This is a genomic window from Comamonas sp. lk (assembly GCF_900564145.1).
Classification (GTDB): domain Bacteria; phylum Pseudomonadota; class Gammaproteobacteria; order Burkholderiales; family Burkholderiaceae_C; genus Comamonas.
In genome coordinates, this window is the sequence record NZ_UOOB01000002.1 from 299,737 (window position 1) to 320,679 (window position 20,943).

Consider the following 20,943-nt stretch of genomic DNA (forward strand, 5'->3'; position numbering starts at 1 on the left):
ATAGCGTCTTGGCCTAGCCTGTCGCCTGATGCAAACACATGAATTTTTTACAAATTTTCCAGCCAGGCCGCCAAGCGCCGCAAAGCACGGAAATACGGGGGTTTGCAGCCGTAATCGGGTGCCCGCCACCAGCATCTGAGCGCCGTGAATCACGGTGATTTCAGGCATTCAGCCACCCTGTTCAATTCAACAGCGATACACTACCGGTAGTGTTTGAAAGCGCCTCAGACCCCATATCTAGTGTTTACAACTTGTGCACACCCTGTGCAAACCATGTGTAAACCGAAGCGCTGATCCGTATCCTTGAGGGCCTGCCACCTGTGCAGGCCGCTGCCTGCCTTATCCACATTTCGATCCAGAGGAAACTTATGCAAGAAGTGCTGAATCCCCTGTCTTCTGCCGCGCAAACTGGCGCCGCAAACGCATCCTTTGCGACTGCTGACAACTACCAAATCATTCGCCGCAATGGCGACGTAGTGCCTTTTGCCCCCCAGAAGATCGCCATCGCCCTGACCAAGGCCTTCCTGGCCGTGCGCGGTGCCCAGGGAGCTGCATCCGCCAGCGTGCGCGACACCGTCAATGAATTGACCGAAGCCGTGGTGCGTGCCCTGCTGCGTTCGCGCCCCGAAGGCGGCACCTTCCATATCGAAGACATTCAGGATCAGGTCGAGCTGGGCTTGATGCGCGGTGGTCACCACGATGTGGCCCGCGCCTATGTGCTGTACCGCGATCGCCGCAACCAGGAACGTGCCGAGCAAAAGAAGGCTGCCGAAGCTGCTGCCATTGCCGCTGCCGCTCCCGCACCCTCGCTGCATGTGATGGACAACGGCCAGCGCGTGCCCCTGGACCAGCAGCGCATGCTGGCGCTGATCGAGTCGGCCTGCCGCAACCTCAATGCTGACATCCAGGCTGCCCCCATCGTCGCCGAGACGCTGCGCAACCTCTATGACGGCGTGCCCCTGGCCGAGGTGTACAAGGCCTCCATCCTCGCAGCCCGCACGCTGATCGAGAAAGACCCCGACTACACCTACGTCACCGCCCGCCTGCTGCTGCACACCATCGTGCGCGAAGTCATGGGCCGCGACGTGCAACCCGAGGAAATGCCAGCGGCCTATGCCGAGTACTTCCCCGGCTTTGTGCAAAACGGCGTGGACAACGAGCTGCTCAACCCCGAGCTGCTCCAGTACGACCTGCCCCGCCTGGGCGCTGCCCTGAAGGCCGAGCGCGACCAGCAGTTCGACTACCTGGGTCTGCAGACGCTGTATGACCGCTACTTCCTGCACGTCCGCAAGACACGCATCGAGCTGCCTCAGTCCTTCTTCATGCGCGTAGCCATGGGCCTGGCGCTCAATGAACAGGATCGCAACGCCCGCGCCATCGAGTTCTATGAACTGCTGAGCTCCTTCGACTTCATGTCGTCCACGCCCACGCTGTTCAACAGCGGCACGCTGCGCTCGCAGCTGTCGAGCTGCTATCTGACCACCGTGCCCGACGACCTGGGCGGCATTTACGACGCCATCAAGGAAAACGCTCTGCTGTCCAAGTTTGCCGGCGGCCTGGGCAATGACTGGACGCGCGTGCGTTCTCTGGGTGCCCGCATCAAGGGCACCAACGGCGAATCGCAAGGCGTGGTCCCCTTCCTGAAGGTTGTCAACGACACGGCCGTGGCCGTGAACCAGGGCGGCAAGCGCAAGGGCGCCGTCTGCACCTACCTGGAATCGTGGCACCTGGACATCGAAGAATTCCTGGAACTGCGCAAGAACACCGGCGATGACCGCCGCCGTACCCACGACATGAACACGGCCAACTGGATTCCAGACCTGTTCATGAAGCGCGTGTTGGAAAAAGGCCAGTGGACCCTGTTCTCGCCTTCCGACGTTCCCGATCTGCACGACCTGTTCGGCGCCGAGTTCGAAAAGGCTTACACCGCCTACGAAGCCAAGGCCGCCAAGGGCGAGCTCAAGCTGCACAAGACGGTTCCTGCCACCGACATGTGGCGCAAGATGCTCTCGATGCTGTTCGAGACCGGCCACCCCTGGATCACCTTCAAGGACCCTTGCAACATCCGCTCGCCCCAGCAGCACGTGGGCGTGGTGCACTCGTCCAATCTGTGCACCGAGATCACACTGAACACCAGCGACACCGAAACTGCGGTCTGCAACCTGGGCTCCGTGAATCTGGTTCAGCACATCAAGGACGGCAAGCTCGACCATGACAAGCTGCGCAAGACCGTGACCACGGCCATGCGCATGCTCGACAACGTGATCGACATCAACTACTACGCCGTGCAAAAGGCCAAGGACTCCAATCTGCGCCACCGCCCCGTGGGCCTGGGCCTGATGGGCTTCCAGGACTCGCTGTACGAAATGCGCACGGCCTATGCCAGCGACGGCGCTGTCGAGTTTGCCGACCAGGCCATGGAAGCGATCTGCTACTACGCTTACTGGGCTTCGACCGAGCTGTCCAAGGAGCGCGGCACTTACTCTACCTTCAAGGGCTCGCTGTGGGATCAGGGCATCCTGCCTCTGGACACTCTGAACCTGCTGGAAAAAGCCCGCGGCGGCTATGTGGAAGTGGACCGTTCGGCTCAGCTGGACTGGGACGCTCTGCGCGCCAAGATCGCCAAGGACGGCATGCGCAACAGCAACTGCGTGGCGATTGCGCCTACGGCCACCATCTCCAACATCGTGGGCGTGGATGCGTCGATCGAGCCTTCGTTCGGCAACCTGTCCGTGAAGTCCAACCTGTCCGGCGAATTCACCGTCATCAACCAGTATCTGGTGCGTGACCTGAAGCGCCTGGGCCTGTGGGATGACGTCATGGTCATGGACCTCAAGCACTTTGACGGCTCTCTGCGCGCCATCGACCGCGTGCCCGAAGAGATCAAGAGCCTGTACGCCACCGCGTTTGAAGTGGAACCCCAATGGCTGGTGGAAGCCGCTGCACGCCGCCAGAAGTGGATTGACCAGGCCCAGAGCCTGAACATCTACATGGCCGGCGCATCGGGCAAGAAGCTCAACGACACGTACATGCTGGCATGGCAGCGTGGTCTCAAGACCACCTACTATCTGCGCACCACCAGCGCGACCCAGATTGAAAAATCGACGGTTCAAAGCCGCACGCTGAATGCCGTGTCCTCTGCCGCTCCGGCAGCTGCCCCCGCAGCCAAGCCCGCAGTGAGCGCACTGGAAGCGGCCGCTGCCGCTGCCCGTGCCCAGGCGCCTGCCACGGACATCAAGTTCTGCGCGATTGACGACCCAGGCTGCGAAGCCTGCCAGTAAAGGAGCGTTTGTAAACAGTACGTAAGACCCTCACCGGGTCTTACGCCCGGCGAGGATGTCATCACTTAACGAGTTTTTTGATGAGCTTCGACTCCCGCACCGTTTGCATTGCACTCCTTGTACTAATTGCGCTTGCCGCAATTTGGCAACCCGAAATTTTCGGATTTAACGAAAAAACAGAGCAGACGTTTTACGCCTTGATGGCGGCACTCAAAGCCGACAAGAGTAAGCGTTAAAAGCTCAACATTGCTACGGATCCCAAGGGATCTGTAGCGCTTTGGAGAAGATATGCTGTCTTTTGACGACGACACCTTTGCCCCTTCCGCTGCCAGCGCCGAAGCCGGCACGTCCACCAGTACCCACAAGCGTGTGAATGCTGCCGACAAGCGCATCATCAACGCCAAGACCGATGTGAACCAGCTGGTTCCGTTCAAGTACAAGTGGGCCTGGGAAAAGTATCTGGCCACCTGCGCCAACCACTGGATGCCCCAGGAAGTGAACATGACGCGCGACATCGCGTTGTGGAAGGACCCCAATGGCTTGACCGAAGACGAGCGCCGCATCGTCAAGCGCAACCTCGGCTTTTTCGTGACGGCCGATTCCCTGGCCGCCAACAACATCGTGCTGGGCACCTACCGCCACATCACGGCGCCCGAATGCCGCCAGTTCCTGCTGCGCCAGGCCTTTGAAGAAGCCATCCACACCCACGCCTACCAGTACATCGTGGAATCGCTGGGCCTGGATGAATCGGAAATCTTCAACGCCTACAACGAAGTCAAATCCATTCGTGACAAGGACGAGTTCCTGATCCCTTACATCGAGGCGATCATGGACCCCAACTTCAACACCGGCACGCCCGAAAACGACCAGACCCTGCTCAAGAGCCTGATCGTCTTTGCTTGCCTGATGGAAGGTCTGTTCTTCTACGTGGGCTTCACGCAAATTCTGGCCCTGGGTCGCCAGAACAAGATGACGGGTGCGGCCGAGCAGTACCAATACATCCTGCGCGACGAATCCATGCACTGCAATTTCGGCATCGATTTGATCAACCAGCTCAAGCTCGAAAATCCGCACCTGTGGACTGCCGAGTTCAAGCAGGAAATCAATGCGCTGTTCCGCAAGGCTGTGGAGCTCGAATATCAGTACGCAGAAGACACCATGCCACGCGGCGTGCTCGGCATGAATGCGTCGATGTTCAAGGGCTATCTGCGCTACATCGCCAACCGTCGCGCCACACAAATTGGTTTGGAAGAACTCTTCCCTGGCGAAGAAAATCCCTTCCCCTGGATGAGCGAAATGATCGATTTGAAGAAAGAACGTAACTTCTTTGAGACACGAGTGATCGAGTATCAGACCGGAGGCGCACTTTCTTGGGATTAATTGCTTCTTAGCAGGCACAATGCGAGTCATGACTTGCTTCACTTCATTGCTACTAAAAATGCGTATTGAGGTTGAAGCGGATCCGTGTTCATTGCGATGCGTCACTCCACATCGCCTTGAATCGCTTCTCAGCTGAAAAGTTGCGAAGCGTTTTATGCAAATCAACTAAGGAGAAAATGATGGCAACTGCGAAGAAGACGGCCGCCAAGGCCACGACCGAGAAAAAAGTGTCTGCAAAAAAGGCGGCCGCGCCCAAGACTGAAGCCGTGAAGAAGGCTGCACCCGTGAAGGCCGCTGCGCCCAAGAAGGCTGCAACCAAGACCACGGCCGTCAAGGCCGCCGCGCCCAAGAAGGCTGCGACCAAGACTGTGGCTGCCAAGGCTGCTGCACCTGCTCCCAAGAAGGCTGCAACCAAGACTGTGGTTGCCAAGGCTGCTGCACCTGCTCCCAAGAAGGCTGCTACCAAGGCTGTGACCACCAAGGCCGCTGCTGCACCCAAGAAGGCCGCCACCAAGGCTGTGACCGCCAAGGCCGCTGCCGCGCCCAAGAAGGCCGCTACCAAGGCTGTGACCGCCAAGGCCGCGGCTGCGCCCAAGAAGGCCGCCACCAAGGCTGTGACCGCCAAGGCCGCCGCTGCGCCCAAGAAGGCCGCCACCAAGGCTGTGACCGCCAAGGCCGCTGCTGCGCCCAAGAAGGCCGCTACCAAGGCTGTGACCGCCAAGGCCGCTGCTGCGCCCAAGAAGGTCGCTACCAAGGCTGTGACCGCCAAGGCCGCCGCTGCGCCCAAGAAGGCCGCCACCAAAGCTGTTACCGCCAAGGCCGCTGCTGCGCCCAAGAAGGCCGCTACCAAGGCTGTGACCGCCAAGGCCGCTACTGCACCCAAGAAGGTCGCCACCAAGGCTGTGACTGCCAAGGTTGCAGCTCCCAAGAAGGCCGCGACCGCCAAGGCTGCTGCCCCCAAGAAAGCTGTGACTGCCAAGGCTGCCGCACCCAAGAAGGCTGCTGCCAAGAAAGCGGCTACGGCCCCTGCCCCTGCAGCAGAAGCTCCAGCACCTATCGCTCAGACCAAGCTGGCACCTCAGGCTGCATGGCCCTTCCCCACAGGCAACAAGCCCTAAGCAATCGGTTGACTGCTCGGCACTCAAAAAAAGCCCGGCCTCTTGCGAGAGCCGGGCTTTTTTATGGCCTCAGGTTTCTGACCAATCAGGGCTGAAAGTCCAGCACATAGTTTTGCGGGCCACGGTGCGCAATTTTCAGCGCGCCCATGCGGTTGCCCAGTTCGGCGCAGCGCACCAGATCCCAGCCGCGCTCCAGGCCAAACAACAGGGCTCCGCGCCATGCATCGCCGCAGCCCGTGGGGTCCACCACGGCAGCAGGCTTGACGGGGGCTACCAGCGTTTTCTCGCCCTGCACCCAGACCTCACAGCCTTCGGCGCCCAGCGTCACGATCAGGCCGCGCACCTTGCAGGAGAGTTCCGCAAAACTCCAGCCCGTGCGCTCGCTGAGCATCTTGCCTTCATAGTCGTTGACCGCAACCCAGTCGGCCTGCTCGATGAAGGCCTTGAGTTCCTCGCCGTTGAACATAGGCAGGCCCTGGCCTGGATCAAAGACAAAGGGAATGCCTGCCGCCTTGAACTGGGCAGCGTGTTCCACCATGGCCTGGCGGCCGTCAGGCGCCACAATGCCGACCTTGGCCTGAGCGGCCATGGCGGGCGTGATGCAGTTCTCATGCGCCTGCATCATGGCGCCGGGATGGAAGGCCGTGATCTGGTTGTTGTCGCGGTCGGTCATGATCATGCACTGGGCCGTGTGCGTGCTCTGCAACTGACCCACATGGGCGGTTTCAATCCCCAGATCCTTGAAGTGCTGCACATAGCCGGCACCATCGCTGCCCACCATGGCCATGGGCCAGGCATCGCCACCCAGCAGCTTCAGGCTGTAGGCAATGTTTCCGGCGCATCCGCCAAAGTCGCGGCGCAAGGTAGGCACCAGAAACGACACATTCAGAATGTGCAGTTGGTCGGGAAGAATCTGGTCCGCAAAACGACCTTCAAAGGTCATGATGTTGTCGAATGCCAGCGATCCGCAGATCAAAGCGGCCATGATGTCGTTCTCTTTCTTGATTCAATCAGGGATAAAAAACCAGGGCACGATAGCCAGCCACGGGGGCCGACAGAGGCTGCACTTGCACAGAGATGCTCGCACTCCATTCCTGGCCTGGTAGCAATTGCAGGGGCGCACCCAGCGGCTGCAGATCAATCACACGCCGCAGCAGCGGCTTGTCCTGGGCATCGGTCAGTGTCAGCTCGGTCATGGGCATGGCCACCGCCACTGCGGAGCGGTTTTCCAGGCTCAGGCTCCACTGGTATGTGTTGGTGCCGGCGTTCGCCAGCTGTTTGAAGCCCGAGCTGCTGATGACGACATCGGCAATCTCGCGCCTGGGTTGGAGCTGGCAGCCTGCGGCCTTGCACAACACGCCAAGCGACGGACGCAGCGCCGGATACTGCACAGCCAGCGCATCACGCTGCTGCCATGCATATTGAGCCACCAGTGCCGCAACGGCCAGCAAAGAGCCCAACAGCAAGGCCGCGCGCACCGCCGCGCTGTGCCAGAAAGCCTGCCGGCGTGCCTGACGCACAAAGCCCGGCTCTGTCGCATCAAGCGATAGGGCGGTATCGACGGACGCATCGCGCTCGTCATCCGTATCTGCAGCGCCACGATCATCCACTGTGGCTGGTAGTTGCACCAATGCCGCATCGGCAACAACAGCGGGATCAGAAGCATCAGAATTAGAGGCCACAGCTGCTGCATCCTGGTCATCTGCCGGCTTCGGCATATCGTCGCTGGCGGCTTCACCCCTGTCCGACAAGGCATCCGCCTCGCCGGGGACGTCCGCCGCACCGGGTGCCACGGCTATCGATGTTTCAAGCTGGGCCTGATCCCCAGGCAAAGGCTCGGAAGACGCCTGCGGGTGCTGCGTTGGTACAGTGGCATGCGTCTCGGCATGGACCTCGGGCTTCGGCACGGCTGCTGCATCGGGCACAGATGCATGAAGCTCATCAGGCGCCGCGACTTCAAGAGTCTCGGTCTTTGCGCTCTCAGGCTCGGAGTCAAACTCCGATAAAGCCTTTTCCTGATGTGCGCTTGAAGCTATATCTTCAATAGCAACCGCCCGCACATCCGCCTGCTCATCCGCTTGTGCATGTGATGCAACACCAGCCTCAGCAGCCAGCTGTTGAGGCTCGACCTGCTGGGCATTCAGCGGCGCGGGCAGCGCGGATTCGTCCCATGCCTGCAAATCTTCGCAGGCATCAAAAACGTTCTGGCAAACACCGCAGCGCACCCAGCCTTGCGAAATTCGCAGCTGGTCGGCGACCACTTTGAAACGGGTTTCGCAAGAAGGGCAGCGTGTGACTTGGCTCATCGGTTGGCAATTGTAGGCAGCACCAGGCTCGCACCCCAGTGGGACGAGCCTGCATCTGTCACGAGCTTGAGTAGGTTCAGGCAGCGCGCTGAGCCGTCATAAGGATCCAGCCGTCTTCGCTGTCCGCCACTTCCAGCTGCAGATAAGGGGCATAAGCCTCTTTGAGCTCGTCCGCCTGGCGCTCCAAAATACCGGCCAGCACCAGATTGCCACCGGCTTGTACGCGGGCGCACAGCAAAGGAGCGAGCACCTTGAGCGGGGTTGCCAGAATATTGGCCAGCACGGTCTGGTATGCACCACCGGCCGCATCGGGCAGACCCGACTTCAGCTGCACATGATTGGCACTGGCGTTGTAGTTGGTCGATTCCACGGCAGCGGGATCGATGTCCACCGCGTCGATCTCGGTGGCACCGAACTTGGCAGCACCGATGGCCAAAATGCCGGAACCGCAGCCGTAATCCAGCGTGCGGCTCAGCGTGCCCTCAGCCTGGCGAGAGATCCAGCGCAGGCACATGCGGGTGGTGGGGTGAGTGCCGGTGCCAAAGGCCAGACCTGGGTCCAGGCGAATGCTGATCTTGGCCTCGGGGGGCAACTCATGCCAGGTGGGCACAATCCAGAACTCTGGCGTGATGTCCACCGGGGCAAACTGCGACTGCGTCAGGCGCACCCAGTCCTGCTCGGGAACCGTTTTGACGGCCAGCACAGAGCAGCCTTCAAAAAAGTCCTGCGGCTCCAGCAAGGCGCGTGCTTCCCTGGCAGCTTCCTCGTTGGGAAACAGCGCAATCACGCGGCTGCGCTGCCAGCCGTCTTTGGGTGGGGGCATGCCGGGCTCGCCAAACAATGCCTGCTCGGCGTCGGTTTGTGCGTCAGCGTCTTCCACCGAAACGCTCAGCGCGTCCAGGGCATCCAGCGCATCGCTGATGGTTTCAACCCGGTCTTCCGGGCACAACAGGCTCAGCTCAAACATGGGCCATCCTTTCTCGAATCGACATAGACCGGGGTACGCCAAGAAGCAAATGCCTTGAGCGCGCCGGGTTCACGTCAATCGTACTTTCCTGAAAAACGAAAATGCTGGTCTCCGTCGCCAGAGGCCAGCATAAGAAGTCACAGCGTCAAACGGGGCTCTCGCCTCATCATCGCTTGTTGGTGTTGCGGTGCGTCAGCCACTCTTCAAGGTAGTGGATGTTGGTGCCGCCTTCCATGAACTTGGAATCAACCATCAAATCCTGGTGCAGAGGAATATTGGTATTGATGCCTTCCACCACGGTTTCCTGCAGCGCAGTGCGCATGCGGGCAATGGCTTGTTCACGGGTGTCGCCGTACGTGATGATCTTGCCGATCATGGAGTCGTAGTTGGGCGGCACAAAGTAGTTGTTGTAGACATGGGTGTCCACGCGCACGCCGGGGCCACCGGGCGCATGCCACATGGTGATACGACCGGGCGAAGGCGTGAACTTGTAAGGATCTTCGGCGTTCACGCGGCACTCAATGGCGTGACCCTTGAACTCGACCTGGCGCTGGGTAAAAGGCAGCTTCTCGCCCGCAGCGATCATGATCTGGGTACGCACAATGTCGATACCCGTGATCAGCTCGGTGATGGGGTGCTCCACCTGCACGCGGGTGTTCATCTCGATGAAGTAGAACTCGCCGTTTTCAAACAGGAACTCGAAAGTACCCGCACCGCGATAGCCGATTTTCTTGCAGGCAGCAGCGCAGCGCTCACCGATGCGCTCAATCAGCTTGCGGGGAATACCGGGAGCCGGAGCTTCCTCGATCACCTTCTGGTGGCGGCGCTGCATGGAGCAGTCGCGCTCACCCAGATAGACGGCGTTCTTGTGCGTATCGGCCAGTATCTGGATTTCCACGTGACGTGGGTTTTGCAGATACTTTTCCATGTAGACGGCAGGATTGCCGAATGCAGCGCCGGCCTCAGCCTTGGTCATTTGCACGGCGTTGATCAGCGCAGCTTCGGTATGCACCACGCGCATGCCACGGCCGCCGCCACCGCCCGAGGCCTTGATGATCACGGGGTAGCCAATGGCCTTGGCAATGCGCTTGATCAGCGCCGGATCGTCGGGCAGTTCGCCATCGGAACCAGGCACGCAGGGCACGCCGGCCTTGATCATGGCTTGCTTGGCCGAAACCTTGTCACCCATGATGCGGATGTTCTCAGGCGTAGGGCCAATGAAGGTAAAGCCGCTCTTTTCCACACGCTCGGCAAAGTCGGCATTCTCGGACAGGAAGCCATAGCCAGGGTGAATGGCTTCAGCGTCCGTCACCTCGGCAGCCGAAATAATCGCCGGCATATTGAGGTAGGAAAGCGACGACGGAGCGGGGCCGATGCAAACGGCCTCGTCGGCCAGCTTGACATACTTGGCATCACGGTCGGCTTCGGAATACACCATCACCGCCTTGATACCCAGCTCGCGGCAAGCGCGCTGGATGCGCAGGGCAATTTCGCCCCGATTGGCAACCAAAATTTTCTTAAACATGAAGTTCCTCGCAGCTTGTTGCCTGCACCTCGGCACAGACCACTGCCAATGACTCAGTCGCGCCGCCCTGGGCTGGCGCACCTTGGTAGCGAAGCTTGTGCAGCATTCGTTACCCGAAGATCATCACTCGATCACAAACAGGGGTTGGCCGTATTCCACGGCCTGGCCGTTCTCGCCCAACACGCGCACCACCGTGCCGCTCTTGTCGGCTTCGATTTCGTTGAGGATCTTCATCGCTTCAACGATGCAGATGGTCTCGCCTTCCTTGACCTGGCTGCCCACATCCACAAAAGGCTTGGCGCCAGGGCTGGAAGCGCGGTAGAAGGTACCGACCATGGGAGACTTGACCACATGGCCTTCAACCGCTGCGGGAGCGGCAGCCACGGGCGCTGCGGCCACAGGGGCAGCAGGCACGGCAGCTTGCATGGGGGCAGCGACAAACTGCTGCACCACGGCGCCTTCGCTCTTGACGATACGGACCTTGCCCTCTGCTTCTGTGATTTCCAGTTCCGAAACGTTCGATTCGGACACCAGATCAATAAGGGTCTTGAGTTTTCGCAAATCCATGAGAGCTCCAGCGGCTTAAAACTAAACAGGGCGCGAATTTACCTCAAATTCGCCCTATTGCGTGCAATAGCCCATATTTTTCAGCAACGTCGCCATGGAATTAGCATTTCCTGCACTTTTCTGACGCCACGTTTTCGTCAAATCAGCTCTTCTGACTCCAATTAGCAAGATCTTCGCCAGACAACTCACCTATTTTACGTTGTCGTACTTGCCCTTTGGCATCAAATAACACCGTGAACGGCAGGCCTCCTTGCAGATTTCCCAAGGTACGGGTCAGGCCCAGACCGCCTTGCATGGCCATTGCCACGGGGTATTGCACTGGCTGACGCTGCAGGAATCTGAGCACCGCCTCATTCTTATCCACCGCCAAACCGATGACCTGTATGCCGTGGCGCGCCTGCTGCGCCGCAAACGCACTGAGCATGGGCATTTCCTTGACGCAGGGCGGGCACCAGGTGGCCCAGAAATTGAGCAAAACACTTTTGCCCTGCCAGTCAGCCATGGCAAAAGGCTTGCCATCCGCAGTTTCGAAAACCTGGCTCCATAGCTGCTGCTCGGCGCTTGGCCCCATGGCCTGAGGCTGGCTGCGCCACCAGGCCACACCGGCGCCGGCAGCCGCTGCAGCCACCGCCACGCCGCCCGTCAACCACAGGCGCCGGGAGCTGCGCGACCTGATCTGCTCGTGATCATCGACGGCCTGACTTTCTTTTGCGCCTTCAGGCATTGCCATCCTCCTGTGCCAATAGCTTGCGCAGAGCCTGCACATCACCGCGCGGGCTGCGACCAGCGCTGTCGGGCTTGAGGGCACCACGCACATCATCCCTGTCATAAACCATCAAATGTATACCCACGCGCTCATTGAGAGGTTTGCAAAGCGAATGGATGGACAGCGCCTCCACCGGCTGGCCGTGAAAACCAGTCACCGTGCTGGGTTCGTACTGCACATTGTTGTTGATCAAGGTGATTTCGGCCGACTTGGGATCATCGCAAAAAAGCTGCAGATAGATATCGGACAGCCGGGTTGCCGTGCCGCGCCAGACGGCACCCGCCAGATGCGGGCGAAACTCCGTGAGTCTCTCCATCCAGACCAGAGCCAGCTCGCGCAAAGCCAGCAGCTCCACCGGCTGGGTGTCGGCACAAAACAGCTCTATATATTCACGCACCGCAGCTTCCAGCTGCTCGTTGTCAGGCAAGGCGGTACGGCTGGGCAGCCCCAGTTGGCGCACGGCCCGGTGTTTGGCAGGGCCCCATTCCAGTCCTTCTTCCACCACCATGCGGGCGGCCGTCTGGGCAATTTCATCGGTCACAGGATTCAGGCTCATAACAAGAGTAGGTATCTGGCGGCATCTGGCAGATGTCTTCAGGCATTGTGGCCCAAGCCTGAAGGTCCAGGCCTTTTGTGTTCATCGCTATAAGCCCTGTCTCGCCGGAGCAATCCGGCATTTAGCGTTCAAACCCCGTATCAATATGCGCAAGCAGCTATCAATTTGATAATAAAGGTTAACAGAGCGCTCATTGCGCCGACTGGCTTGCCCACATAGCGCATGCACAAACGTAGAATGCCCGCCCATGCACATACATATTCTGGGCATTTGCGGCACCTTCATGGGAGGCCTGGCCGCTCTGGCACGCGAAGCCGGTCACAAGGTCACGGGTTGCGACTCGGGCGTCTATCCACCCATGAGCGATCAGCTACGTCAGCTGGGTATCGAGCTGATCGAAGGCTATGGCGCCGACCAGATCTCGCTACAGCCCGATATGTATGTGGTGGGCAATGTGGTCAGCCGCAAGCGCCTGCCCGACGGCTCGCCCAAATTCCCGCTGATGGAAGCGATTCTGGATACCGGCGCGGCCTATACCAGCGGACCGCAGTGGCTGGCAGAGCATGTTCTGCGCGGCCGCCACGTGCTGGCCGTGGCCGGCACCCATGGCAAGACCACGACCACCTCCATGCTGACCTGGGTGCTGGAATGCGCGGGGCTTCAGCCCGGCTTTCTGGTGGGCGGCGTGCCGCTGGACTTTGGCGTCTCTGCCCGCCTGGGCTCTGTTAAGCGTCCGACCAACGGGCCCGGCCCTGTGGGTGATGAGCCGCTGTTTGTGATCGAGGCCGACGAATACGACACGGCCTTCTTCGACAAGCGCAGCAAATTTGTGCACTACCGCCCGCGTACGGCAGTGCTCAACAATCTGGAATTCGATCACGCCGACATCTTTGACGATCTGGCCGCCATCGAGCGCCAGTTCCACCATCTGGTGCGCACAGTGCCTGCCACGGGCCGCGTCGTGGTCAACGGCCTGGAAGAAAGCCTGACCCGCGTACTCAGCCAGGGCTGCTGGAGCGAAGAACGTACGTTTGGCACAGCCGTCAGCGATTTCAGCGCCGACGGCGATCCCAGCGACTTTGACGTGCTGCTGCGCGGCAAGAAAGTCGCTCATCTTTCCTGGTCGCTGACCGGTGTGCACAACCAGCTCAACGCCCTGGCAGCCATTGCTGCAGCCGACCATGTGGGCGTGAGCGCCCAGGTCGCCTGCGAAGCGCTGTCACGCTTTCAGAATGTGAAGCGCCGCATGGAACTGCGCGGCACGGTGGACGGCATCGAGGTCTATGACGACTTTGCCCACCACCCCACGGCCATCCGCACCACGCTGGACGGCCTGCGCCGCAAGCTCGGCAGCGAGGCCCGCATCCTTGCCGTCTTCGAGCCTCGCAGCAACACCATGAAACTGGGCACCATGAAAAGCCAGCTGCCCTGGTCGCTGGAAAGCGCCGATCTGGCTTTTTGCCATACGGCGGGCCTGGACTGGGACGCCGCCGAAGCGCTGACACCCATGGGCATCGGTCCGGGCCAGCGCGCTCAGGTCGCTGGCAATATTGATGAGCTGATTGCCCAGATCACGGCCGTGGCACGGCATGGCGACCATATTGTCTGCATGAGCAATGGAGGCTTTGGCGGCATACACGCCAAGCTACTGGAAGCGCTGGTAACCCGGTAAGCAGCTGCCCCAGACAGCAAAAAGCCCGCGCCAATTGGTCGTGGGCTTTTTTTGATTGCCAAGATTCGCTGCGATCGCCTCGCAAGCTTCAGCAAGCCATCAAACAGTGCACAACCCTAAATAAATCAAGAGCATGAAGCTACTTTATCGATAGCATCAATAGCTGATGGACATGGCCGGCACATCCACACGGATCAGCGGCTTGGACAGCACGGCCTGAGCGGCCACGGCATAGTTGTTGCGCCAATCTTCGTTGTCAAACAGATCGGGGCGATTGCGGGCTTCCCGTGCCACGACGACCAGCTTGTCGGCCAGCAGCACTTTGCCAGTCGCGCGCAGGGGCTCGCAATCGAGCGCGATGAACTGCTGATCCAGCCACAGACGTCCCTGGTCCGAGCTCACCGGCGTCAAGGATTCGGTGTCCACCCGGAATTCACGATCGGCCTCTAAAACCACTATCACTTCGCTACGCATGAATTTCCTCTCATCCTGTCATGACAGGCAGCCCACCCGCACACGCCGCAGATATGCGGCAAGCGGGTCGCTACCGTAGTTGATGGGTACAGCTTAAGGGCTGTCTCGCATCCTGATTCCGGCCAAGCTGACGGTTGGCAGACAACTGCGCTATTGAATTTGCAGCACTCAATGCTGTCAATGCATCACGGCAGTTACCAAAAATCGGCGGTTAACACCGGGTCAAGACAACGAATTTCATAGCACTTGGTGCAGATGATGTCTGAATATAGGGGCAAAAATGCATAGTTCAAGCCCAGGCGAGACTTTTGTAACCCTGTCGTCACCTCAGTTTTGACTTTTTGCAAGCATCAAGCCATGGTCGGCATCTGACAGCACACACTATTGAAAACTCTGGCTTTCGCCCTCAGCTTTGAGCATCACCATGATTACCGCACATATGCACAACGAACTGCTGGAACATCTGCAGCAACTGGAAGCTGAGCTGCAAGCCCAGCAACTATGGTCTGCCACTGCGCCCAACCCCAAGGCGCTGGAGTCGACCATGCCTTTTATGTACGACACCTTGCAGTTGCACGAATGGCTGCAATGGGTGTTTCTGCCACGCTTGCGTGCGCTGATCGATGCCAAGGGCCAGCTACCCCATCAAAGCCATATCCACCCTCTGGCCGAGCATGAGTGGGAAAAGCGCAGCGACTTTGACAAGCGCCAATTGCTGCTGGTCCTGTCGCGCATCGACGGCAGCATCAATGGCTGCGGCATGACGCCACCACCCGCCGAGGACACACGCCACTAAACGGCCATCAAGCTGCATCAATCAGCGGATCCACAACGAAAAAGGCTGCAGAGCGCAAACTCTGCAGCCTTTTTCACGTCTAGGCCATCGATCAGGCCGCGACTTCAGCCTCTGCCTTGGCACCCGCCATCACGCGGCGCTGCTTGACGGCCTGCGACAGCTCTTGCAGCGTCGCCAGCGAATCCTCCCAGTTCAGGCAGGCATCGGTGATGCTCTGGCCATAGGTCAGCGCCGCCACATCGTCCTTGCCGGGAGTGAACTTCTGGGCGCCGCCAACGATGTGGCCTTCAATCATCACGCCGAACACGCTGTTGGAGCCGCTGGCAATCTGGCCGGCGATATCGCGGGCCACGTCCTTCTGACGCTCATGCTGCTTGGAGCTGTTGGCATGGCTGCAATCCACCATCAGCGTTGGATTCAGGCCTGCAGCCTCCAGATCCTTGCAGGCAGCGGCCACATGGCCGGCATCGTAGTTGGGGGTCTTGCCGCCGCGCAAAATCACGTGGCAGTCCTGATTGCCGCCGGTGTGCACGATGGCGACCTGGCCATTCTTGTGCACCGACAGGAAGTGGTGACCACGGCTGGCCGACTGGATGGCGTCGGTGGCGATACGGATATTGCCGTCGGTGCCGTTCTTGAAGCCTATGGGCGCGGAAATGCCGGAGGCCAGCTCGCGGTGCACCTGGCTTTCGGTCGTACGCGCGCCAATCGCACCCCAGCTGATCAGATCGCCTATGTACTGGGGCGAGATCACGTCCAGGAATTCACTGGCTGCAGGCACGCCCATGCGGTTGATGTCGATCAGCAACTGGCGGGCAATACGCAGACCTTCGTCGATGCGGTAGCTTTGATCCAGGTAGGGATCGTTGATCAGGCCCTTCCAGCCCACGGTGGTACGGGGCTTCTCGAAGTACACGCGCATCACCACCTCCAGCGTGTCCTTGTATTGCTCGCGCACGGCTGCCAGACGGCGGGCGTAATCCAGAGCGGCCGCCGTATCGTGAATCGAGCAGGGACCGATGATGACCAGCAGGCGGTCGTCCTTGGCATTCATGATGTTGTGAATGCTGCGGCGCGTGTCGCTGATCAGCGATTCCACGGGCGTGCCACAGATGGGGAAGAAGCGAATAAGGTGCTCTGGAGGGGGCAACACGGTAATGTCCTTGATACGTGCGTCATCGGTCTGGCCTGTTTTGGGAGAACCGTTGCGATACCAGGAATCGGCGGTGGATGCGTTCAGAGCAGTCATTGCAAGCTTTCGTGAGGTCGTTGATCGATGTAAACCGGGAGCGCTAAAACGTAGGGGTGAAAAAAAACCGCCGGGCTTTACAGCTTCGGCGGTTCTTTGGGAGGTTTGTTTGCAGGTGCGCGCGCTTACCTCTCAGCCGCCGGGGGCGAGAACCAAAAGTAAAAGTAATAGGCGCGTTGCGTTTGCATGTCTTTCAATGTAGCACAGGCTTTGCGCACTGCAACATAGCGCTAGAACGCACAGGTAGGCATCCGACCTGGGAAAGCGAGCCCTTCAGAGGGGAACACCACAGTGCACACAATCAATAATATTGCTTTATTTACATTTTTATTGAATAAAAATGCTAAAACAAAGAATTAAGACCGTCCATTCTGGATATTCCTGCGCATTGCGAAGAATGCCTGAAATCTGACTCAGCACCATGAAAAAAGCCAGGATGAACCTGGCCAGACATGACGACAGACGGGCAAAACTAGCGAAATGCACCCGAGAGCCATTGGTGGCAGCGCTGCAGCAGCCCCCTGACAAGCGACGGCGATTCTTCGACCCCATAGGGCAGCAAGTCATCCTCTGCATCGCAAAAGTTCATGCCTTGCACAAACATGTCCATCACGATGGCAGCCTCGCCCAACAGCGTCCAGCCCAGCTGCTCACACTGGCGAAAACAGGCAGATTCCTGCCCGTCATTCAAAAGCACGGCCTGTTGCCAGGTCTGAACCGCGCCATGAAAGTGACCCACCAGATGCCGGTAGGACACGAATTCACGCAAGCTGCGCCAGTCCGCTCCCAAAGTGTCAAGAAAAGCTTGATGCTGCTGTGCGACCCGCCGCAAAGCCTGGGCTTGCTCTTTCACGGCCACACGAGACGCACCTTGGCGGCGCAGGCAGATAGCGCCTTCCAGCGCATTGGACAGATGGGAGAGCTGCTCACGCATGGGCTGCAGATCGGCCTGCAGTACATCGTTGAGCCATAGCCGCCCCATTGAGCTATCCGAGCCCCTGGCTCGCCAGTGCGTAGGCCGGCTCAACATCAGCATCACCGATGTAGACAGGCTGGACGGCGAAGGACCGGATAGTTGGGACATGGAAATGGGGGAAAACTCTGCAGACAAGCGATGCCGCAAAGGTAACCGATTGTTAGCACGTTGTGAGCACCGGATTACCCGGGGGGGCCCTATCATTCATAGGCTAACAGGTCGACGCAAGCCGCAATCCTGACTGAAAAGGGCAGGCTCGCTGCCCTTTCAGGCTGCGGCTTATGCCGTGCCGCCGACCGTCAGACCGTCGATGCGCAGCGTAGGCTGACCCACGCCCACGGGAACACTCTGGCCTTCCTTGCCGCAAGTGCCCACGCCCGAATCCAGACGCATGTCATTGCCAATCATGCTGATGTGCTTGAGTGACTCGGGACCGCTACCAATAATGGTTGCGCCCTTGACGGGGTACTGGATCTTGCCGTTTTCCACCCAATAGGCTTCGCTGGCGGAGAACACGAACTTGCCGCTGGTGATGTCCACCTGACCGCCACCGAAATTGGTGGCATACAAGCCCTTCTTGATGGAGGCCACGATTTCCTGCGGATCCTTGTCGCCACCCAACATATAAGTGTTGGTCATGCGCGGCATGGGAATGTGGGCATAGCTTTCGCGGCGGCCATTGCCTGTGGGCTTGACACCCATCAGGCGGGCATTCATGGAATCCTGGATATAGCCCTTCAAAATGCCATCTTCGATCAGCACATTGCTCTGGCTGGCATGGCCTTCATCATCCACGTTGAGCGAGCCGCGGCGGTCGGCAATCGTGCCGTCGTCCAGTACCGTCACGCCCTTGGCGGCCACGCGCTGACCGATACGGCCGCTGAAGGCACTGGAGCCCTTGCGGTTGAAGTCACCTTCCAGGCCGTGCCCCACGGCTTCGTGGAACAACACGCCCGGCCAGCCCGAGCCCAGCACCACGGTCATCACACCAGCCGGAGCGGGGCGCGATTCGAGGTTGACCAGGGCCGCGTGCACGGCTTCATCCACATACTGGCTGATCTGCTCATCGCTGAAATAGGCCAGACCGAAACGGCCGCCACCACCGGAAGAACCCACTTCACGACGACCTTTTTGTTCGGCGATCACGGTCACGGACAGACGCACCAGTGGGCGCACGTCAGCGGCCAGCGTGCCATCGGCACGGGCGACCAGCACCACGTCGTATTCGCTGGCCAGGCCGGCCATGACCTGAACCACACGTGGGTCCTTGGCGCGGGCCAGCTTTTCCACCTTGCCCAGCAGCTCGACCTTGGTCGTGCTGTCCAGCGTGCTGATGGGATCGAGACCCGGGTAAAGCGAACGGCTCTTGGCAATCTTGGGCGTGCCGGCCTTGACGCGGCGCGACTGGGTGGCTCCGGAGATGGAGCGCACGGTACGTGCCGCATCCAGCAGCGAAGCTTCGGAAATATCGTCGGAATAGGCAAATGCCGTTTTCTCGCCGCTGACGGCGCGCACGCCAACACCCTGGTCGATGGAGAACGAACCGGTCTTGACGATGCCCTCTTCCAGGCTCCAGCCTTCGGCACGCGTGTACTGGAAGTAAAGGTCTGCATCGTCAACCTGATGCGAGCGGATTTCAGCCAGCGCACGGAACAGATGGGATTCGTCCAGGCCAAAAGGCTCTAGCAGCAACTGACGGGCCGTAGCCAAGCGTTCGATGGTGGGTTCGCGGGAGATCATGGAAAGCATTGTAGAGACTGGGGCATGACCTGTCCGGCTTCAGGCCGCAGCACAGCCGGCGCGCACATAAAAAAACGGAATGCTGCTCCACCAGGCTGAACAGCATTCCGTTCCATTGCACTCACGCTTTGTTCCCGCGATTGCCGGGAACCCACCGGGCCCTGCCGCTCCCGCTTGAGTCGGTCTTCTGGCCCCTCAGTTGCTATTTTTAAACCTTGTTCAGGCCTTGGGCAAGAGCATGTTTGCCAAGCCAGCGCTTTTCAAAAAAGTAGCGGCGCACGCCTACACAGGGTCATATTGAAATCAAAACCTGCCAATCACCAATGTATTTAAGCGGTTGCCGCTCACATTTTTGTGAATTTCAACACGCCCTATTACACTCAGGAATGAGGGATATGCCCATCGCTACCGGGCAGCTGTCGCTGCGCCCGTGAGACGGACATGAGAACGCCCAGGGCCAGACCCAGCGTCACCATGGCCGTGCCGCCATAGCTGATGAAGGGCAAGGGCACGCCCACCACGGGCAGGATGCCGCTGACCATGCCCATATTCACAAACGCATAGGTAAAGAAAATCATGGCCACGGCCGCGGCCATCAGGCGTCCAAACAAGGTGCTGGCATTCATGGCAATGGCCAGGCCGCGCCAGACCAACAGCAAAAAGCCGGTAATGATGAACAGATTGCCCACCAGACCGAACTCTTCCGAATAGGCGGCAAAGATGAAATCGGTGGTGCGTTCGGGAATGAATTCCAGATGGGTTTGCGTGCCCGCCATGAAACCCTTGCCCCAGACGCCACCCGAGCCGATGGCAATCATGCCCTGGATGATGTGAAAGCCTTTGCCCAGCGGATCGCGGGTCGGGTCCAGCAGCGTGCAAACCCGCGTGCGCTGGTAATCATGCAGAAAGTACCAGCTCACGCCGTCTGCGCATAATTGGGGCTCATACCAGATGATCAGAAAAATGCCGATCACCGCCAGCACCACCGGCGGCACGATGAGCTTCCAGGGCAGGCCCGCAAAAAAGATGACCGACAGGCCGGCTGCCATGACCAGCAGGGAGGTACCCAGATCGGGCTGCTTCATGATCAGCCCCACCGGCACCATCAGCAGCACAAAAGCAATCACAAAATCCGTGGCGCGCAAATTGCCTTCACGGCGCTGAAACCACCAGGCCAGCATCAGCGGAGTGGCAATCTTCAAAAGCTCAGAGGGCTGAATCACCACCCCCACATTCACCCAGCGGGTGGCCCCCTTCTTGGTAATGCCGAACAGCGCCACCATCACCAGCAAGGCCACGCCCAGGGTGTAGAGCGGCACCGCCACCTTGATCAGCTGTGCGGGCGGGATCTGGGCCACCACAAACAGCAGGGCGGCAGCAATCAGCATGTTGCGGCCGTGGTCCGTAAAGCGGGTGCCATGGTCAAAACCCGAGGAATACATGGCTAAAAGACCGATCCCGGCCAGAGCCAAGACCAACAAAAGCAGCATGAAATCAAAACCGCGAAACAGCGGGATGATGCGTTGCAAAAGCGAAGGCTTGTCGAATTCTCTGGCAGACATGGGCGGCA

General features: G+C 59.5%; 18 protein-coding genes. 6 read left to right on the forward strand and 12 right to left on the reverse strand.

All coding sequences use genetic code 11. The features are described 5' to 3' along the window. The first annotated feature begins 368 nt into the window (after nt 1–368). From EAO39_RS20190 to EAO39_RS20200, 4 genes are all read left to right on the forward strand, one after another. Entirely contained in the window at nt 369–3,281 is a 2,913-nt protein-coding gene (locus EAO39_RS20190) for a ribonucleoside-diphosphate reductase subunit alpha (RefSeq protein WP_120971481.1), read from the forward strand. Nucleotides 3,282–3,361: 80 nt separating this feature from the next. Continuing rightward, on the forward strand, nt 3,362–3,517 hold the full coding sequence (locus EAO39_RS22780) for a hypothetical protein (RefSeq protein ID WP_162989662.1): 156 nt from the start codon (nt 3,362–3,364) through the stop codon (nt 3,515–3,517). A 52-nt stretch (nt 3,518–3,569) separates the two neighbouring features. Continuing rightward, a complete protein-coding gene (locus EAO39_RS20195; protein ID WP_120971482.1) occupies nt 3,570–4,661 on the forward strand; it encodes a ribonucleotide-diphosphate reductase subunit beta in 1,092 nt (363 codons plus the stop codon). Nucleotides 4,662–4,837: 176 nt separating this feature from the next. Continuing rightward, a complete protein-coding gene (locus EAO39_RS20200) occupies nt 4,838–5,779 on the forward strand; it encodes a hypothetical protein (protein WP_346427112.1) in 942 nt (313 codons plus the stop codon). Nucleotides 5,780–5,864: 85 nt separating this feature from the next. Here EAO39_RS20200 and EAO39_RS20205 read toward each other — a convergent pair whose 3' ends face one another. From EAO39_RS20205 to EAO39_RS20235, 7 genes are all read right to left on the reverse strand, one after another. Further along, entirely contained in the window at nt 5,865–6,764 is a 900-nt protein-coding gene (locus tag EAO39_RS20205; protein ID WP_120971483.1) for a carbohydrate kinase family protein, read from the reverse strand. 25 nt (nt 6,765–6,789) lie between these two features. Next, a complete protein-coding gene (locus EAO39_RS20210) occupies nt 6,790–8,085 on the reverse strand; it encodes a zinc-ribbon and DUF3426 domain-containing protein (protein ID WP_120971484.1) in 1,296 nt (431 codons plus the stop codon). Nucleotides 8,086–8,161: 76 nt separating this feature from the next. Continuing rightward, nucleotides 8,162–9,052: a 50S ribosomal protein L11 methyltransferase gene (gene prmA, locus EAO39_RS20215; protein ID WP_120971485.1), complete on the reverse strand. Its 891-nt coding sequence runs from the start codon at nt 9,050–9,052 to the stop codon at nt 8,162–8,164. A gap of 166 nt (nt 9,053–9,218) precedes the next feature. Beyond that, on the reverse strand, nt 9,219–10,577 hold the full coding sequence (gene accC, locus EAO39_RS20220; protein ID WP_120971486.1) for an acetyl-CoA carboxylase biotin carboxylase subunit: 1,359 nt from the start codon (nt 10,575–10,577) through the stop codon (nt 9,219–9,221). Nucleotides 10,578–10,700: 123 nt separating this feature from the next. Further along, nucleotides 10,701–11,144, reverse strand: a complete 444-nt coding sequence (gene accB, locus EAO39_RS20225) for an acetyl-CoA carboxylase biotin carboxyl carrier protein (RefSeq protein ID WP_120971487.1) — start codon at nt 11,142–11,144, stop codon at nt 10,701–10,703. Between the two features lie 142 nt (nt 11,145–11,286). Beyond that, nucleotides 11,287–11,868, reverse strand: a complete 582-nt coding sequence (locus EAO39_RS20230; RefSeq protein ID WP_120971488.1) for a TlpA disulfide reductase family protein — start codon at nt 11,866–11,868, stop codon at nt 11,287–11,289. After that, entirely contained in the window at nt 11,861–12,466 is a 606-nt protein-coding gene (locus EAO39_RS20235) for a hypothetical protein (RefSeq protein ID WP_205589451.1), read from the reverse strand. Before EAO39_RS20235 ends, EAO39_RS20230 begins: the two co-directional genes overlap by 8 nt. Nucleotides 12,467–12,713: 247 nt before the next feature. On the opposite strand from EAO39_RS20235, the gene mpl reads away from it, so the two are divergent. Further along, complete coding sequence (gene mpl, locus EAO39_RS20240) at nt 12,714–14,138, forward strand: UDP-N-acetylmuramate:L-alanyl-gamma-D-glutamyl-meso-diaminopimelate ligase (protein ID WP_120971489.1); 1,425 nt, start codon at nt 12,714–12,716, stop codon at nt 14,136–14,138. Between the two features lie 156 nt (nt 14,139–14,294). Here mpl and EAO39_RS20245 read toward each other — a convergent pair whose 3' ends face one another. Next, the gene (locus EAO39_RS20245; RefSeq protein WP_120971490.1) at nt 14,295–14,612 is read right to left on the reverse strand and encodes a hypothetical protein; all 318 of its coding nucleotides are present in this window, start codon (nt 14,610–14,612) and stop codon (nt 14,295–14,297) included. A 424-nt stretch (nt 14,613–15,036) separates the two neighbouring features. On the opposite strand from EAO39_RS20245, the gene EAO39_RS20250 reads away from it, so the two are divergent. Further along, nucleotides 15,037–15,408 (forward strand): YqcC family protein, encoded by a 372-nt coding sequence (locus EAO39_RS20250; RefSeq protein ID WP_120971895.1) that lies wholly within the window; start codon nt 15,037–15,039, stop codon nt 15,406–15,408. Nucleotides 15,409–15,499: 91 nt separating this feature from the next. Here EAO39_RS20250 and EAO39_RS20255 read toward each other — a convergent pair whose 3' ends face one another. The 4 genes from EAO39_RS20255 to rodA form a co-directional block, all read right to left on the reverse strand. Continuing rightward, a complete protein-coding gene (locus EAO39_RS20255; RefSeq protein ID WP_120971491.1) occupies nt 15,500–16,657 on the reverse strand; it encodes a 3-deoxy-7-phosphoheptulonate synthase in 1,158 nt (385 codons plus the stop codon). Nucleotides 16,658–17,129: 472 nt separating this feature from the next. Beyond that, a complete protein-coding gene (locus tag EAO39_RS20260) occupies nt 17,130–17,741 on the reverse strand; it encodes a hypothetical protein (RefSeq protein WP_162989663.1) in 612 nt (203 codons plus the stop codon). A gap of 171 nt (nt 17,742–17,912) precedes the next feature. After that, on the reverse strand, nt 17,913–19,373 hold the full coding sequence (gene tldD / locus EAO39_RS20265; RefSeq protein WP_120971896.1) for a metalloprotease TldD: 1,461 nt from the start codon (nt 19,371–19,373) through the stop codon (nt 17,913–17,915). A 380-nt stretch (nt 19,374–19,753) separates the two neighbouring features. Beyond that, the gene (gene rodA, locus EAO39_RS20270) at nt 19,754–20,935 is read right to left on the reverse strand and encodes a rod shape-determining protein RodA (RefSeq protein ID WP_120971493.1); all 1,182 of its coding nucleotides are present in this window, start codon (nt 20,933–20,935) and stop codon (nt 19,754–19,756) included. Nucleotides 20,936–20,943: the final 8 nt, after the last annotated feature.

Coding starts and splice junctions, on each gene's coding strand:
- EAO39_RS20245 (WP_120971490.1), bottom strand. CDS start 14,612: ATGCGTAGCGAAGTGATAGTGGTTTTAGAGGCCGATCGTGAATTCCGG.
- mpl (WP_120971489.1), top strand. CDS start 12,714: ATGCACATACATATTCTGGGCATTTGCGGCACCTTCATGGGAGGCCTG.
- EAO39_RS22780 (WP_162989662.1), top strand. CDS start 3,362: ATGAGCTTCGACTCCCGCACCGTTTGCATTGCACTCCTTGTACTAATT.
- EAO39_RS20205 (WP_120971483.1), bottom strand. CDS start 6,764: ATGGCCGCTTTGATCTGCGGATCGCTGGCATTCGACAACATCATGACC.
- EAO39_RS20260 (WP_162989663.1), bottom strand. CDS start 17,741: ATGTCCCAACTATCCGGTCCTTCGCCGTCCAGCCTGTCTACATCGGTG.
- EAO39_RS20255 (WP_120971491.1), bottom strand. CDS start 16,657: ATGACTGCTCTGAACGCATCCACCGCCGATTCCTGGTATCGCAACGGT.
- EAO39_RS20210 (WP_120971484.1), bottom strand. CDS start 8,085: ATGAGCCAAGTCACACGCTGCCCTTCTTGCGAAACCCGTTTCAAAGTG.
- tldD (WP_120971896.1), bottom strand. CDS start 19,373: ATGATCTCCCGCGAACCCACCATCGAACGCTTGGCTACGGCCCGTCAG.
- EAO39_RS20190 (WP_120971481.1), top strand. CDS start 369: ATGCAAGAAGTGCTGAATCCCCTGTCTTCTGCCGCGCAAACTGGCGCC.
- prmA (WP_120971485.1), bottom strand. CDS start 9,052: ATGTTTGAGCTGAGCCTGTTGTGCCCGGAAGACCGGGTTGAAACCATC.
- EAO39_RS20235 (WP_205589451.1), bottom strand. CDS start 12,466: ATGAGCCTGAATCCTGTGACCGATGAAATTGCCCAGACGGCCGCCCGC.
- EAO39_RS20250 (WP_120971895.1), top strand. CDS start 15,037: ATGATTACCGCACATATGCACAACGAACTGCTGGAACATCTGCAGCAA.
- EAO39_RS20195 (WP_120971482.1), top strand. CDS start 3,570: ATGCTGTCTTTTGACGACGACACCTTTGCCCCTTCCGCTGCCAGCGCC.
- EAO39_RS20200 (WP_346427112.1), top strand. CDS start 4,838: ATGATGGCAACTGCGAAGAAGACGGCCGCCAAGGCCACGACCGAGAAA.
- rodA (WP_120971493.1), bottom strand. CDS start 20,935: ATGTCTGCCAGAGAATTCGACAAGCCTTCGCTTTTGCAACGCATCATC.
- accC (WP_120971486.1), bottom strand. CDS start 10,577: ATGTTTAAGAAAATTTTGGTTGCCAATCGGGGCGAAATTGCCCTGCGC.
- EAO39_RS20230 (WP_120971488.1), bottom strand. CDS start 11,868: ATGCCTGAAGGCGCAAAAGAAAGTCAGGCCGTCGATGATCACGAGCAG.
- accB (WP_120971487.1), bottom strand. CDS start 11,144: ATGGATTTGCGAAAACTCAAGACCCTTATTGATCTGGTGTCCGAATCG.